Below are 16,110 nucleotides of genomic sequence, written 5' to 3'. Positions count from 1 at the left end.
TCTTGCGTAAACTTTTGCATCTTTGTTGGTGCAGCATGGTTGTTGTCCAGCTATTGGTGCTTCTATTTTAGTGCTGTTTCGGTAGCAATTATTCTGTGCCCTGCCGGACCCGTGCATGGAGCCTTGTTCCTGTTTTTTGTGATCAACGCTTTGCGTGTAAGTATAGAGCAACAATGGGAATTTAAAGTAACGACCTGGAAAATCCTTGTTGCCTGTTTCATCCCATTTGGGACTTTTTACATTGACTATAAAATACTCCGCTACATACAGACAGACCAAAATTAATCAACTAAAAAGAAGAGTAAGCCATCTGCAACAGAAACAGCTGTCTCTGACTGCTCTGATGACCAATTGCCCGTGTTAGAAGGTCTTGCAGCAATGACTTCCTTACGCTATACCTCGTATAGGTAACCACACCGTAGCCTTAGTACAAAAGAAATATGAATATACAAGAGAATAATAAATCAGTATTGAAAAAAGCTAATGAGGCTATTTCTGTTGGCGACTATGAGGGATTTCTATCATACTGCACCGACGACACGGAGTGGACTTTTGTAGGTGATAAAACACTGCGCGGGAAGGAGGCCGTACGACAGTGGATGGCAACAGCTTATATGGAGCCGCCAAAGTTTGTAGTGGCAAATTTGATTGCCGAGGGGGATTATGTTACGGCTCTCGGTAATATAACGCTAAAAGATGAAGATGGGCTGGAGGCGCTTTATGCGTACTGCGATGTTTGGCAATTTCGCAACGGTAAGATGGCCGGATTACAGGCTTTCGTAATCAAGCCAGAAGCGCAAGGCTAGAAGTGGAAGAATTGCTTGAAATATGTAAGAATACGGTCTACCAGTTAAAAACTAATTATGTTATAGAATGAGTACAAGGTCAAGAGATCAACAGAAGAAGCAGCGTCAAAAAGAATTTAAGGAAAGGAAAGAACATCAGGAGTTGCTTAAAGCTGCGGCAAAAAAAGCTAAAAGTGATTTATCAAAAAATGATGAAGTTGATAGAATGCCCGAAAGCTAAGACTAAGATCTTGCCTCCTTGGGAATTTTAAATGAAACTCATAAAGCCTCTAAAAATCTGGCAGACTGAAGGGAAAAGGTTTTGAAGATGCTAAAAGAATAATAAATAGCACTATACATTCTAGTAAAATTTAAAGAGGCAATTGTTTGTCTCGTAAATTAATTTGCTTAAATTTATAAGTGTATCTTATACATTTTTTAGTTGGGTAAAGCCACAGCTTTAGGAAAATACCCATAGTAGAATGAGAGAAGTAGCGAAAGCGGGTGGGTGGCAGATTTTTATATTGCTTTAATCGATAAATATATACATTAACCTCACTTATCGTTCCCGTTTCCATGATTTGTAACCTCAAACATTTGGCTAAACCATTCTTTATAGTCACCTTCCTTGTTCTTGCCTCATCAGCAATGGCTCAGGACGGTACCATCTATCCACTGAAAGCTCCAGCAGAGCCGAAGGCTATTCCGCTTGGCACAGGCGGTGTAGATAACCAGCCAGCTCCTGAAACCTGGTTTCGCCAGTGGGGCGATCCGATGGCACGCAATATCTCGACTGCTACCCTTACGCCTTTCCTGCCTGAACGAGGCAAGGCGAATGGCATGGCCGTGATCGTGGCACCAGGTGGCGGTTTCAGGTGGCTTTCGATGAGCAACGAAGGCTGGGAGGTAGCAGAAGCACTTGCCAAGCAGGGAATCGCTGCCTTTGTGCTCAAGTACAGGCTGCACCCTACTCCAGAGTCGCTCGACGACTTTAAAGCATGGATGGAAAATCCCCGCGGTGCCACAGCCTCGGCTCCAAATGCATCGCAAGGCGCAACACCGCCAGGTCCACCGCAGCTTGACCTTTCTAACCAGCTCGAAGATGCCGAGGCCGCCTACGCCATGATACTTAAACGGGCCAAGGAATGGGGCGTCGACACTAATCGAATAGGTATGATTGGCTTTTCAGCCGGTGCTGGCCTTACAATGCACGCCACACTTAATTCTAAAACCATGAAACTAGCCTTTATCGGCCCGATTTACGGCGGTATGGGTCCGGTAGAGGTGCCGAAGAATGCGCCTCCTATGTTTAATGTTATCGCTACTGATGATTTTCTTTTCCACGGTCAGTTTGGGGTGATTAATTCCTGGTTTAAAGCAGGTATACCCGTCGAGTTCCACCTCTACCAGAACGGTGGCCACGGTTTCGGCCTTGGTAATCCCGACCGGACCAGTAATCGCTGGTTCGAAGCCTTTATGCACTGGCTGAAGGTTAACGACTTTGTTACAGCTAAGTCCGGAAACACCCGGGCAGTAAAATAGCGCATGTCACATCTATGTGCTGCTGAAAATTTTATGGGTTTGAATACGAGTGTGAGCGGAGGTCTTCTTCCATGACGAATGCGACCTTTAAACTACAGAATCAAATGCTATATGAAAATTAAAGTTTTACTTGCTGCTTTCCTGTTCGTGTCTTTGCTTAGCGCCTTACAGTCCGCTTATGCGCAGCGGCCGTCTACTACAGGGCAAACTACGTTTAGAGTGGTGGAAGACGGCGGAACAGGACCCTATAGCGCCATTATGCTCACCGAGAGCACACTTCCTACGCATACTGTCTTCCGGCCGGAGAACCTGGGTGCTTTTGGTAAAAAGAAAAAGCTGCCCATCATTGCCTGGGGTAACGGTGCCTGTGCCAATTCTCCCTGGGAACATGTAAACTTTCTGTCGGAGATTTCCTCTTATGGGTTTTTAGTAATCGCTATCGGACCTATGCCACAGGAAGGAGAAAAAGGGACTGGGAGATCGGCCTCATCCCAGCTCCTTGATGCCATTGACTGGGCGGTTGCTCAGAATAACGACAAGAAGAGCCCTTACTACCATAAAATTGATGTCAACAAAGTAGCAGTAAGCGGCATGTCCTGCGGTGGCCTGCAAACGCTTGAAGTGGCTTCCGACTCCCGTGTGAGCACTGTAGTGGTTTGCAACAGCGGCATTTTCAATACACCCGGGAACGGCAGAAGTGCCATGCCCAACCTTACAAAGCAAAACCTGAAAAGCATTCATTCTCCAACTCTATACATGCTAGGAGGTGAAACGGACATTGCATACGCTAATGGCATGGACGATTATGAGCAAATTAATCATGTACCGGTTTTTATGGCTAATATGGATGTTGGACATGGTGGTACATACGGCCAGCCGCATGGCGGAGAATTTGCCAAGGTTGCCACTGCCTGGTACAAATGGCAGCTCAAAGGTGACAGTGCGGCAGGTAAGCTGTTCACAGGCGAACCTGCAGGTCTTTCGAAGGACCCTAACTGGAAATATGAGAAAAAGAATCTGCCTTAAGAGCACATTTTTTTATTATCTCAGGTAGCTGTAATTGCTATGGTTTAAAGTTACAGTAAATACCTGATTCAGGCGATACTTTTATACAGGCAAAACACCACTCCTCAAAAGATGGTGTAGAAGCCAGCATGCAGCCCACTAGCGGAAAACATCTGCCACCATGTAGGGCCGCCAGTTAGCGATAAGCACCTCGTTTTCGCGTAGCAGCAAGTAGCCGTAGTCGTAGCAGAAGTGATAGGAATTGCCTTTGGTGGTGCGGTAGAGGTGGGTGAAGTGGCGGAAGTCGAAGCCAGCTAGCTGCAGTTCCTGAATAAAGCAGAGCGAAACCTATAGGTACTTTGCAATGCCCATACCCCGCAGGCCAGCATATTCTAGCTCTGCTGCATGAGTTATATGGCCTGGCTGTGGCTCAGCCAGGAGTTGCAGATTAAGGACGAGAACCTGATGCGCCAGCTTTGGGAACAGAGCTACAGCAAGGGGCAAGAATACATCAGTTGTCCTCTGGCTTACATAGAGAAGCTGTTTCTGCTCAATTACAGCATGAACACACTTCGTACCTATCATAGCCTACTTTTACGTTTCCTTAACAGTCATGAATCCGTTGGTATGGAAAAGATCAATGCCTTTACGGAAGAGGACATAAATGCCTACCACCGTGGCCTGGTGCAGGCCGGTACCTATTCTTATTCTTTTGTGAACCAAAGTGTTAATGCTGTAAAGTTTTATTACCACCGGGTGCTGGGTCGCCACGAGGTGCAGCTACAACATATAGAGCGTCCTGAGAAAGCTGATAAATTGCCCCTGGTACTCAGCAAGCAGGACGTTTTGAAAATCCTTTCCGCAACGGACAACCTCAAGCACAGGTGTATGCTGCAGTTGCTCTATGCAAGCGGGCTGAGAATAGGGGAGGTAATCAATTTGAAGCTCACAGATGTGCAGTCGGACAGGAACCTGCTGCTTATACGTGGAGGCAAGGGCAAGAAGGACCGCACCACGCTTCTTTCGCCGAAACTGTTAGAGACCCTTCGTGCCTATTATAAGGAGTACAAGCCCAAAGTTTGGCTGTTTGAAGGGCAGTACGGCGGGCAGTACACAACCGACAGCTTACGCCAGGTATTCCAGGCCTGTCGTGAGAAGGGAGGAGTGAAGGCAAAAGCGACACCCCACACGCTACGGCATTCATTTGCCACTCACTTGCTTGAGCAGGGAACCGATCTTCGTTACATTCAGACGCTGCTGGGGCACAACAGCAGCAAAACCACTGAGATCTATACCCACGTTACCAGCTATGCATTAGATAAAATTGTGAGTCCGCTTGATTATTTGTAGAGTAGTGTTATATTAGCTCTTTGATATGTCTAGTGTGGGTACAAGTGCGCTAAGTTTAAAAATTATAAACCAAAACAGGCCAATTCCACACCACACATAGTGCGGATAGTAGGAGTAGTACTCCTGCTACACAGTAGTTGTGTGTAACCCAAATAATGAAAAGAGTTTTTGATTTTAGTATAGTTGATTGGATAAGCAATGGTGTTGACCAGGATGGTTTTGGAAAGGTAAGTAACTTACTGCCTCCAAGCTTTGAAAGGTACATCAAAATACTGATGCCTATTTGCATTGATAAGAAGATGCCAATCAAAGAATACTCTTACAATACCAAATCAGTTGAAGACCTTAATAAAAGGGTAGAGTTCTGGAATAAGTATGGAGTAATCAATGGGCATCCAGCCAAAGACAGATTGGAAAGAACTTCCTATAAAGAACTATCAAAAGAACTGAACATCCCTTATAATAAACACATAGACACACAAACTATCTGGAACATTGATAAGGAGTGGCCGCCTAATCTAGGAAGTTTACTTGAAAAGGATATTGAAACTCTTAAAGAAATCATCAGCATTCTCGGTACAACGACTCCAACCTTCTTCTTTGGTGACGTACTGAACGGGAAAGGTTTACATGAAAATGAAGAAGTTGTGGATTGGCTTTTCTTCGGAGAGTTGTCAGAACTTACAACAGTTTACATTGAGCAGAATCAAGACTTTCCAAGTTACTTCTTTGCAGAAAATAAAGGATGGTGCTTTTGCCACCCTGAAGACCAAGGCTTTTTACTGCTTGGCTGTGGCGAAGAATTAGCAAAAAAGATTATTAAATCTGAATCTCTTGAATGTTTTGAGTTTACCCAGCAAGAACAAATAATAAAAGAATAAAAAAGGGCCTCACACAACAAGGTGCATAAGCCATGCCACGACCGACGGCCTTGCACGCCTCATGCACTAGAGCGTCAGACTGTCTAATAACTTTCTTCATTCTGTAACTTTTATCAAGTTAAGTGGCTAAGGAATAACAGACTTACCTTCTTTAGCCATGAAATTAAAACAAGCCTGTAGCCGGCATGAGTCCCCCGGTGGCGGGGCCAGCCTGGAGGAGCTGATCTCCCCGGATAACGAGGTTCGCTTCATCGACGCATTTGTCGATTCGCTTCCGCTAGATAAGCTGGGTTTCCGTACTGAATTCCCCGAGAACGGGCGCCCGGCCTATGCTCCCGCCGCTCTGCTCAAGCTCCTGGTCTACGGCTACCTGAACCGCATCCGCTCCTCCCGCTGCCTGGAGAAGGAATGCTGCCGCAACCTGGAGGTGATGTGGCTGCTGGGCCAGCTCGCCCCCGACCACAACACCATCGCCAATTTCCGCAAAAACAACAGTAAAGCTATCGCCCGCGTCTTCCGCTCCACGGTGAAGCTGGCCCAGCATTTTCACCTGATCGGGGGAGAGCTGCTGGCCGGCGACTCCACCAAACTCCGGGCCCAGAACTCGAAGAAGAACAATTACAACAGGGCCAAGATCGATCGCCACCTGGCCTACATCGACCGGAGGCTTGCTGACTGCGCGCTTGCCCTGGAAGAGGCCAATGATGCGGCCGTGACGCAAAAGCTGACTTGTACGTTGGCCCGCCACGCCCAGCGGCGGCAGTATTACCTGCACCTTCTGCAGCATCTGGAGGACTCAGGGGAGGAGCAGGTCTCGCCCTCCGATACCGAGAGCCGGCAGATGATTATTCGCAACACCATCACCGAGGTGGCCTACAACGTGCAGGCCACCGTGGACGCCCGCCACTGCCTTCTGATCGACTACCGGGTAACCAACCGCAACGACTCCAAGGCCATGGGCGCGATGGTCAGGCGGGCCAAGCGCATCGTGGGCAACAGCTCTTTCACTGCCCTCTTTGACAAGGGCTACCATACGGGCTCAGAGCTGGAGATCGCCCAACAGCTAGGGATTACCACGCTGGTAGCTGTACCGGCCCCCGCCTCCACGGCTCCAGATCCCGGCTACAACCTGGAGCACTTCGCCTATGACCAGGCGTCAGACGTTTACACCTGTCCCGCGGGCCAACAACTCACCACCAATGGCAGTGTTTACACCAAGCACAGGGGGCGCAGCAACCAGACCAGCTTCCACCAGTACCGCAGCAAGGCCTGTAAAACGTGCCCCGTGCGCCACCTCTGCACCGTGGCTAAGAACGGTCGGCTCATCGAGCGCAACCTCTACTCGCCCGTCTTCGAGCGCAACCGTCAAAACATAGAGAACAACCCAGCGCTTTACAAGCGGCGGCAGGCGATCGTGGAGCACCCCTTCGGTACGCTCAAACGGCAGTGGGGCTACAGCTACGTACTCACCAAGAAGGGCATGGGACGGGCCTCGGCCGACGTGGGGCTGATGCTGGTGGCCTACAACCTGCGCCGCATCCGCCGAATTGTGGGCTGGGAGCGGCTGCTGGCCTATGTCAGTTCCTTTGCGGGCATTCTAATCATGATGATGCACCTGAAGGGCTTAGTAGAAGCGCAACTGCCGAAATATAAAAAACTGACTTCCAATACAATATATCCGAAATTCCCTATCTTTAACAAGCCAACAGGCTGAGGTTATTAGACAAACTGCCGTTAGCAGTAAATTAAAATATTGAAATGAAGAGAATCCTACTTATTCTTATACTGCAAGTTTTAGTACGACTTTCTTTTGGTCAAACTATTTCTGTTTTCGACACCAAGCTTTACTCTGAAAAAGTTGACTTATGTGACATTACCTCAAAATTCATTGATTTAGGGAAAGAATTTAAATACTATCCTTTTGGTTCTGATTTTTTCAGTGTGTCTGCTTACGACAATAGTAGCGACATCTATGGTCATTGGTCCTTTGTGGTAAGGCAAGATAGTTTAAATCAGATAGGCTTCACATCGCTTGAGTATCCAATCACCGCTGAAAACTACGATAGACTTTATCGACAAGCTGATAAATTGATAAAGCAGTATACATCGCAGTACGGACAGCCTGTGAAGTCAAACTTTATAAAAAAGGAAGGTTTTGAAAATAATAAATCCTATAATCCCAATGGCATACACAAGGCAATGTGGCTTATTGACGGACAAAAACTGAAGGTAGAGTTTGGGGTTGACGGTGAACATGGTGAATTTCATTATTCACTAAGCATTCTAAGATTTAAAGATTATTTCAGTAACATGAAACTACCTCCCCATTGGGATGGGTATTAAACCTGCTGCTAACCACACCCATAAGCCAGCTGCGCCGCCTTATGGCCAAGTCCGTTAGGTCTAATTTTAAACATTTTCAACATAATGATGCAACCTATTGTATTTACAAATGGTCATCTAAATAAAAGGAACAGTAATAAAGTTATCATTCAGAAATAACTTACAAACCTTTTTTTTAATTTATCATTAAATTCGTCAAAATGAAAAAGTATTTACTCCCGCTATTTTTTATTACAATGCTTTCTTTTTCAAGTTGTGAAGAAGAAAATATAGTAAATGATTCTATAGTTGGTGAATGGGAAATGAAATCAGCGACTAATGGCATGACTGGTGCTTCAACTGATTTCCCTCATGGCAATGGTTCCATCATGAAGTTCACTGAAAGTAACTATGAAATTATTACTAATTGGCAACTAACAAGGAGTGGCTTGTACAGTATTGTCAAAGAAACTAGCAATTTGGATAAAAAGATTTATAACAGGATTGTTTATGACAATGAGACAAATTCTATCAGGAGCTTCTTTAAAGTCGAAAACAACCTACTATACATTTGGATAGATGGCAACGATGGCCCTTCTGTAGTTTATAGAAGAAAATAAATTTGCTTAATAGAGCTGATTCGGAGGCAGACATGCTGCTTCAAAGAAGCTATGCCTTATAAGTTCTTGGGGCAGAAAGGCGGATTGCAGCTTTAGTGCATCAGCTGTTTTCGGGCTATTTTCTGAAAATCAGGCCAAAAACAGAAAAGAGCCGTGCAGCCTTTGCAGAAAAAAAAACAAGACCTAACAAGGGTAGCTGTTGCACAACTCAAGCATAACTTGTTTCTCCTATTTCTTTCCCCGCCCACCATACCTTCCGATTTGCTAAAAGTAGGCTGAAAAACTCCTGTGGCTCTGGTCTGGGCAGGGCCAAGACAGCTGTCTGGCTTCTTTTTGGGGTGAAGCGCAGCAGTTTCTGCAGGTTGTATGCTGCTGCTGCCATAATCATTCCCTTATTAGCTACTTCCAGTCCGCGAGTGTTGATCTTGCCCATTCCCATGAAGTTTAGCAGCGTACCCAGTACCGGTTCCACCGTGGCCTGCCGCAGCCCTTTCATGCGCCGCCCCAACGGCTGTTGACCCGGCTGATGGCCCGCTCGTACTCGTCCCGGTAGTAAGTGATTTCCACCTTGCGCTCATGGCCTTTGCCAATGCAGCCTTCACGGTAAGGGCAACCCTTGCAATCCTTTCTGGTGGTCAGGTAGATCTTCATTTTATTTGTTTCGACCCGGTTGGCTGCCACTCTGCGGAAGGTAGCTTTCTTGCCCCAGGGGCACAGCCAGTAATCCTCTTCTCTGTTGTAGGTGAATCCCGCAGGGCCACCCTTGTAGGTGCCGTGTGGCGGGATAAAGGCGCTTATTCCCTCTCGTTCCAATAAGGCGTAGTTGCTGCCTGAAGAGTAGCCGGCGTCGGCCAGCAGCGCGGTGCAGCTCAGGCGAAGCAGTTGTAGCCTTGCTTGAAGATGGCTGACTATGGCGGGCAGGCATAGACTATCCTTGCGGTCAGCTTGTGCGGCCTGCACGTGCGTGATCACATGGCGGCTCGTGTCTACCGAGAGCTGCAAAAGGTAACAGAGCTTGCGGGCCTTGCCCGGTTTTATCGCGATGCGGGCATCCGGATCCACGGGCGAGTAATGTGTCTTGTTGGAAGTGTATTTGGCGCCCTTGTTATGGGCGCCCGGGTGGTAGTTCTGTTCCAGTTGCCACTTGCGGTTGCGGGCCCGGATCTCAAGCAATTCTTCCCGGCTGGCCGTGATGGTACGCTGCTGCTGGCTGGCTTTGTTGGCCTTCGCTATGCGATCCCCGCGGCTGATGACCCTGACTCGTTCCAGGTGGGCATTGAGCGTCTCCTGGGGCACCTTCAGTTCAAGGGAATCCATGGATGCATTGGCTTTGACGAGAGCCGAGTCCACCACCTGCGTGTGGCCCGAGACCATGCCTGCCTCCACGCACAGGGAGAGCACGCGCGTGAAGACTTCTTCAAAGAGAGAGGCGGGCAAAAGCTGGCGGGTGCGCGAGACGGTCGAGTGCCAGGGCAGGGGCTCGTCGAGCTGGTAATCGAGGAAGTAGAGCAGGTCCAGGCGCAGGCTGCAGTGCTCGATCAGCTTGCGGTCAGAGGAGATGTTCTCCAGGTGCGCCACTAGGCAGAGCTTGAAGAAGACCACCGGGTCAATCGAGTGCTGGCCGCACCTGCCGTAGTAGGGAGCCGTCAGCTGGTAGAGAAACGAGAGGTCGAGCCTGTCCTTGAGCCGCCGGTAGAAGTTGTGCGCCGGCACGTGCGCCGAGAGCGAGAAGCGCAGCTCCCGCTCGTCTTCGAAAGTTTTCCTGCCCTGCATCCCATCAAAGATTTGGTAATATATCCTTTTACGACTATCTTCAATAGGTTGTGCAACAAGCACAAGGTATAAACGCCAGCATCAGCCGACGGCCTCCGCCGTCGTTTATACTAGTCCGTTATGGCAAAATTATATTAAAAGGAGCAGCAGCTACGAGCAACGGCAGAAGCCAGTAGCGGGAGCAGCAGCTTGAGCTACGTTCTGAATAACTAATTTCTACCGCTGCGCCTACTGACCAGTTAGCTGGCATTAAAATTATGAAAGAAGAACCAAAAGGAATAAAAGAGTATTTAGACTACTGTTTTGAAAAGTACTACCGTCCCCTTTTAGAAAAATATAGCTTTCAAATAACTGACCAGCAGATTTCAGGAATGGGTGCTTTATACTCTTTTCAAAATGACAGATTAAAATTAACTATAGTAAATGATATGACCTCAGTTTGACCTCCCCCCTAAAATTCGGACCGCTGTAAAGTAGAGGAAACGGGCAATTTGTCGTAATAAAACAAAACGAATTGCCATGAAGAAATCAAAGTTTACCGAGGCTAGAGATCATCTTCGCCATCAAGCAGGCCGAAACTGGCGTGTCGGTGGCGGAGGTATGCCGCAAGATGGGCATATCAGAGGCCACCTTCTACAACTGGAAGAAAAAGTACGGTGGTTTAGGAGTGTCGGAATTGCGTAAGCTCCGGCAGTTGGAAGAGGAAAACCGGCACCTCAAGCAGCTGGTGGCTGACTTGAGCCTGGACAAGCAAATGCTGCAGGATGTACTGAAAAAAAAGTTTTAAGGCCAGCCCAACTCAAGGCGCTGGCCGTGACCCTGCTGACGGATTACCGGGTTTCCATCCACCGGGCCTGCCGCGTGGTGATGTTCCACCGCTCAGGCTGGTACTATAAGGCAAAAGGGAAAGAAAAGGACCTGGTGCTTCGGGCGCGCATGCGCCAGATCGCGCAGACCAGGGTGCGCTACGGCATGTGGCGGATTTACACGCTGCTGCGTCGGGAAGGCTGGCCGGACAACCACAAGCGCGTCCACCGGCTCTATAAGCTGGAAGGGCTGAACCTGCGAAGCCTGCGGCCCCGGCGCTGCCGGACAGCGGCTCACCGATTGGAGCAGCTTCCTGCTAGCAATTTACATGCTTGCTGGAGCATGGACTTTGTGGCTGACCAGCTCTTTGATGGCCGCAAATTCCGCTCCTTAACTGTAGTGGATAATTATAGCCGCAAATGCCTGGCCATCGAGGTGGACCAGGGGATCAAAGGGGAACAGGTGGTGGCCGTGATGGAGCGGTTAAAACAACAACACGGCAGAGTGCCGGAGCGTATCAAAGTGGACAATGGTAGTGAGTTTATCTCCAAGGCACTGGACCGGTGGGCTTATGAAAACAAAGTGACGTTGGACTTCTCCAGGCCGGGCAAACCCACGGATAACGCCCTTATTGAGTCTTTCAACGGCAGCTTTCGGGATGAGTGCCTGAACGTGAACTGGTTCCTCAGTCTTGAAGACGCAAGGGAGAAAATCGAGGCGTGGAGGCAGGAATATAATTGCTTCCGGCCACACAGTTCACTGGGTGACAAAACGCCAGAAGAGTGGGTAAAAAAGAATATAGAGAAACCCGAATTCTCTACTTTTGACCGGTCCTAAAAATGGGAGGAGCTCAAGTTAAACATTTACTCAACTTTTAAATGGCCAACTTTCAGGGAAGTCTACACTTGGCATAATGTTGGGTGGTCTTGATGGAAGTATGGCCGAGCATTTTCGATACGCTCTCCATCGGCACCCCGTTCAGCAGCGTAACGGTAGTGGCAAAGGTATGGCGAGCAGTATGGGAGGTGACGGGTTTTGAGATCCCGCACACGTCCATGATCTCTTTGAGGTACGCGTTCATCTTCTGATTACTCAGCACAGGCAGCAGGCGGTTTTTGTAGAGACACTGCGGGTGCTGCCGGTACCTGTCCAGAATCAACTTGGCCGATGGCAACAAAGGTAGGCGGGTAGGGTTGCCGGTCTTCTGCCGCTGGACAACAAGCCAGGCTTCCCCGTCAATGCCTTTGATGATGTTTTCTTTGGTGAGCCGCTGCACGTATGTGTAGGCAAGGCCCGTCAGGCAACAGAATAGGAATATGTTCCTAACCTGGCTTAGCCGCTCGGTGACCATCTCTTTGGCTGTTATTTTCTGCAGTTCTTCCTCAGTCAAGTATACCCGATCCAACTGCTTTACTTTGCCTTTGTAGTGGAGGAAAGGGGCTTTCTCCACTAGCCCTTGGTGCAGGCATTCGTTGATGACTTTTTTGAGCAGCTTCATGTACTTTAAAGTGGAGTTGTTAGAGCAGCCACAGGTACTTCGGAGGTAAAAGTCATAATCCGATATAAAGCCGTAGTCCATTTGCTTTAAGTCTATGTCCTTAATGCCATGTTTACTTAAAAGAAATTCCTTTATGTGGTATAAAGATGTTTTGTAGCCCTTTAGGGTGGACTCGGAGCCTAGTAGGGCCTCTACGCGCTGGTTATGTGCCTCTAGCTCTTCTACGAGCATGCTGGCTTTTTCCTGCTTGCCCAGGTAGGCAGCTTTTACTTTTTTTGCAGTGGCTTCTCTTCCTTGCTCCAGTAGTTTACGGTGGGCTTCGTATACTTTCTGCTGGAGCGTGTCTAGGTAAGCGTTCAGGGAAAGAACAGCTTCTTTTGTACCTATGGCCCTTCCGGCAGATGCATTCCAGCGGCGGGGCTCACATTCCCTGGCTGTAGAGATCTCGGCTCTCTTCCCGCTAACGGTGATGCGCACGGGGCCAGATGAATAGTTTCTTTGTTTTTTCAGGTAAAAGATAATTCTGATGCGCTTGCTCATGGCTCTAAGGCTTTAAAGGTTTATAAAGTTAGCCTTGCAGCCAGCCGAAAGTCAAGATGTACAGCGCCTGTACATGCTGTGATTTAAGAAGTTACGCGCGATTCGGTGAGTCAATAAAACTGTTTAAAATGACGCACCGAATAACGCTCCTTTTTTTCGGGAAAAGCCGAATATTCCGGTGGGGGCATAAAAGCAAAAAGCCTGCTAACACTTAGTTTGCAGGCTTTTTGCTGATTTTGGTATGATAACTTGTAGTCCGTAGGGGAATCGAACCCCTGTTGCCAGAATGAAAATCTGAAGTCCTAACCCCTAGACGAACGGACCATTTTGTCGTTTGGTGATGCAAATATAGCGGTCGTCTTTTTAATTGCAAACAGTGGCGGTATACTTTTTACCTTATACCTTGTATCTGCCTCGTTTTCAGTTAGAAATTTTTAAAATATTTTACTGAAAAGGCTTTCAAAGAATGAGCGTAAGAACCAGGAACAGGTGCGAAATCATGTGATGGTGTTAATGCATTAGTTAATAGTTTCTGAGCTTCAGATCTTATAATGACAAAAGCTACTCACTCTTCAGGGATAGCACCGGGTTAGCTACTGCTGCTTTAATGGCTTGAGCGCTCATGGTAAGCAGGGCAATCAAGAGTGTGGCTGTGCCGGCCAAAACAAAGACCTGGTAGTTTATGTCGATTTTATAAGTAAAATTCTGAAGCCACATTTGCATGAGGTAATAAGCTACAGGGGCCGCTATAATAAAAGCAATAATAACCAGCTTTATAAACTCTTTCGAAAACAACACGGTGATATCCAATACAGATGCCCCCATCACTTTGCGTATACCTACCTCTTTGGTGCGCTGGGCTGCCATAAAGGCCACTAAGCCGTATAACCCGAGGCAACCAATCAGGATGGCTATGCAGGAAAAAACTTTAAAAAGCGTATTCTGCCTGGCTTCGTCGCGGTAAAAGGCTGCAATGGTTTCATCTAAAAATTCATAATCAAATACATTGTCCGGATAAGCTTTATGCCAGGTATTTTCGATATGGCGTAAAGCCGCTTCTGTTTGGCCGACATCTATTTTAGCTGTCAAAAAAAAGTAATTTTCGGCGCTGGTGGTCATAATAGAAGGATCCACTCCGGCATGAAGGGAATTCTGATGAAAATCTTCTACCACCCCGATGATAGGGAGTTGACTTCTCCCATCAAAAGATATTTTTTTGCCTAATGCCTCTTCCGGTGATTTAAGACCAAGTTTGCGGCGCATGGTTTCGTTAATCACTACTTCGGTAGCCGTATCGTTTCGTGTATATGCACGGCCTGCAACAAATGGAATATTGAACATGTCGAAGTAGTTCTCATCGGCAAATTTAGTGTTGGAATGAAAGGGCATCTTTTCGGTAGACCGCTCATAAAAGAAGCTGGTGCCATACGTGAAGTTAGAGGAGGGTGGAGCCAGGGCAAAACTTACTGCTTTTACAGCAGGATGCAATAGGATATCCTGCCGGTATGCCATGAGCTTTTTGGCAGACTGGCTTGGAAGTATCACCTGTACAACACCTTCTCTATTAAATCCCAATGATTTATTTCGAAGATACTGCATCTGCTCCGTTACAACCAGGGTACAGATAATCAGCACTTGGCAAATTGTAAACTGAGCTACAACCAAAGTGCTTCTAAACGAGAGCCCCGAAACCTGCTGTGTGGCTATTTTACTTTTAAGCGCATCTATCGGCCGGAAACGCGCCATGACAAAAGCAGGATAAATGCCGGAGAAAAAGGTGACAGCCGCAATTTCAAGCACCAGGAATAACAGCAGCACAGGGTCGAGCAACAGACTGAAGTTCAGGTGTAGCTCCAGCAGGTTGTTAAGGTAGGGCAGGCTTAGCTCCACCATGATAACTGAAATTAAAGTAGCAAAGAGTGTTATGAGCAGTGTTTCTCCAAAAAAGCGGAACATCAGTTGACTGCGGTTACTGCCTAATACTTTGCGGACACCTACTTCTTTGGCTCGTTTAATGGCCTGTGCTGTGGCCAGGTTCACAAAGTTAATGCAGGCCGTCAGCACCAGGAAAATACCGATAACTGCCATAGCCCAAATCGTGGTACGTGGCGTTACTTGGTCGGAAAAGTTAGAGATATCTGGGTTGTAGTGGAAGTCGTGCAGGGGTTGTAAAGCAAAAGCAGTAATCTCGCTCTTATTAGGCGGCATATGTGCCTTCAGGGTCCGGTTCATGGCCGCCTCGAAGGCAGCAACATTGGCATGAGCAGGCAACGTGAGGTATACATGCTGGTAACTCAGGCTATAGTTCCAGGAGTTCAAGTCGAAGGTGGAGTAGTTTTTTACAGAAGCATAAGACACAAACATGAAAAATGGCATGTCAGTATTGGCAGGCAAATCAGGTATAACCGAAAGCACCTTCAGGTTTATCTTGTTGTTCAGTCTGATGATTTTGCCTGTAGCGTCTTCACCCGGAAAATATTTTGCAGCAAGAGATCGGGTAAGCACCGCTGTATTAGGCTCCTGCAGGCCTTCCTGAAAACTTGCTTTATCCGGGGCAAAATCAAACACATCGAAGTATTCCGGCTCTACAAAACCAATCAGGCCCTCTTCCAGGTAATGTTTCGGTTCATTGCCGGATGCTGCGGGAACACTTATCTGAATATTTTCATCGGCATATACCTGCGATAGGTTCTCAAAGCCAGGGTTGTTCTGGCGGAGAACAGTGCTTACCGGGAAGTAGACCGAAGACTCTTTTTTTGACTGGTCTTCGCGGGTAACAGTGGTGGTAATGCGGTAAATTCGATCTGCTTTGGGATGGAAAGTATCAAAGCTTAGTTCGTAGCGAATAACCAGGAATAGCAGAATACTGCAGGTAATCCCTAGCGCTAAACCCACAATATTCAAAAAGCTATAGCTCTTGTTCCGTACCAGGGAGCGAAGTGCTGTTAAAAAATAAGATCTTATCATAGAGTTTTAGGAGCTAAGAG

Annotated in this window: 13 protein-coding genes, 1 tRNA gene and 2 pseudogenes; 12 read left to right on the top strand and 4 right to left on the bottom strand. The window is 47.5% G+C overall.

All coding sequences use genetic code 11. From position 1 onward, the window contains the following. Window positions 1-39 precede the first annotated feature (39 nt). The 10 genes from C1N53_RS08815 (at window position 40) to C1N53_RS08775 (ending at window position 8,505) form a co-directional block, all read left to right on the top strand. The gene (locus tag C1N53_RS08815) at window positions 40-285 is read left to right on the top strand and encodes a DUF3817 domain-containing protein (RefSeq protein ID WP_371415963.1); all 246 of its coding nucleotides are present in this window, start codon (window positions 40-42) and stop codon (window positions 283-285) included. Between the two features lie 155 nt (window positions 286-440). Then, entirely contained in the window at window positions 441-806 is a 366-nt protein-coding gene (locus C1N53_RS08810; RefSeq protein WP_240773437.1) for a nuclear transport factor 2 family protein, read from the top strand. 67 nt (window positions 807-873) lie between these two features. Continuing rightward, a complete protein-coding gene (locus C1N53_RS22515) occupies window positions 874-1,026 on the top strand; it encodes a hypothetical protein (RefSeq protein WP_168193995.1) in 153 nt (50 codons plus the stop codon). Between the two features lie 407 nt (window positions 1,027-1,433). After that, the gene (locus C1N53_RS08805) at window positions 1,434-2,327 is read left to right on the top strand and encodes an alpha/beta hydrolase (protein WP_240773436.1); all 894 of its coding nucleotides are present in this window, start codon (window positions 1,434-1,436) and stop codon (window positions 2,325-2,327) included. A 111-nt stretch (window positions 2,328-2,438) separates the two neighbouring features. Further along, the gene (locus C1N53_RS08800) at window positions 2,439-3,353 is read left to right on the top strand and encodes an alpha/beta hydrolase (protein ID WP_137758948.1); all 915 of its coding nucleotides are present in this window, start codon (window positions 2,439-2,441) and stop codon (window positions 3,351-3,353) included. Between the two features lie 384 nt (window positions 3,354-3,737). Continuing rightward, complete coding sequence (locus C1N53_RS08795; protein WP_137758947.1) at window positions 3,738-4,682, top strand: tyrosine-type recombinase/integrase; 945 nt, start codon at window positions 3,738-3,740, stop codon at window positions 4,680-4,682. A gap of 155 nt (window positions 4,683-4,837) precedes the next feature. Beyond that, complete coding sequence (locus C1N53_RS08790) at window positions 4,838-5,563, top strand: hypothetical protein (protein ID WP_137758946.1); 726 nt, start codon at window positions 4,838-4,840, stop codon at window positions 5,561-5,563. A gap of 157 nt (window positions 5,564-5,720) precedes the next feature. Further along, window positions 5,721-7,277 carry an IS1182 family transposase gene (locus C1N53_RS08785; RefSeq protein ID WP_206077633.1) on the top strand — a complete coding sequence of 519 codons (1,557 nt, stop codon included), beginning with the start codon at window positions 5,721-5,723 and terminating at the stop codon, window positions 7,275-7,277. Between the two features lie 44 nt (window positions 7,278-7,321). Beyond that, entirely contained in the window at window positions 7,322-7,906 is a 585-nt protein-coding gene (locus C1N53_RS08780) for a hypothetical protein (RefSeq protein WP_137758945.1), read from the top strand. Window positions 7,907-8,106: 200 nt separating this feature from the next. Next, window positions 8,107-8,505, top strand: a complete 399-nt coding sequence (locus C1N53_RS08775; RefSeq protein WP_137758944.1) for a hypothetical protein — start codon at window positions 8,107-8,109, stop codon at window positions 8,503-8,505. Between the two features lie 208 nt (window positions 8,506-8,713). Here the strand turns inward: C1N53_RS08775 and C1N53_RS08770 are convergent. Beyond that, window positions 8,714-10,278 (bottom strand): annotated as a pseudogene (locus tag C1N53_RS08770) (IS1182 family transposase). A gap of 257 nt (window positions 10,279-10,535) precedes the next feature. Between C1N53_RS08770 and C1N53_RS08765 the strand changes: the two are divergent. Then, window positions 10,536-10,721, top strand: a complete 186-nt coding sequence (locus tag C1N53_RS08765; RefSeq protein ID WP_137758943.1) for a hypothetical protein — start codon at window positions 10,536-10,538, stop codon at window positions 10,719-10,721. A 76-nt stretch (window positions 10,722-10,797) separates the two neighbouring features. Then, window positions 10,798-11,922 (top strand): annotated as a pseudogene (locus tag C1N53_RS08760) (IS3 family transposase). 52 nt (window positions 11,923-11,974) lie between these two features. Here C1N53_RS08760 and C1N53_RS08755 read toward each other — a convergent pair. The 3 genes from C1N53_RS08755 to C1N53_RS08745 all read right to left on the bottom strand — a co-directional run bounded on the left by C1N53_RS08755 (window position 11,975) and on the right by C1N53_RS08745 (window position 16,090). Continuing rightward, entirely contained in the window at window positions 11,975-13,123 is a 1,149-nt protein-coding gene (locus tag C1N53_RS08755; RefSeq protein WP_137758941.1) for a site-specific integrase, read from the bottom strand. 252 nt (window positions 13,124-13,375) lie between these two features. Continuing rightward, window positions 13,376-13,447, bottom strand: a tRNA-Glu gene (locus tag C1N53_RS08750). Between the two features lie 237 nt (window positions 13,448-13,684). After that, complete coding sequence (locus C1N53_RS08745; protein ID WP_137758940.1) at window positions 13,685-16,090, bottom strand: ABC transporter permease; 2,406 nt, start codon at window positions 16,088-16,090, stop codon at window positions 13,685-13,687. Between the last annotated feature and the right edge of the window lie 20 nt (window positions 16,091-16,110).

This window comes from Pontibacter sp. SGAir0037 (assembly GCF_005491705.1).
Classification (GTDB): Bacteria; Bacteroidota; Bacteroidia; order Cytophagales; family Hymenobacteraceae; genus Pontibacter.
The sequence above is the reverse complement of the archived record's forward strand: the minus strand, read 5'-3'. Positions and strand labels throughout refer to the sequence as shown.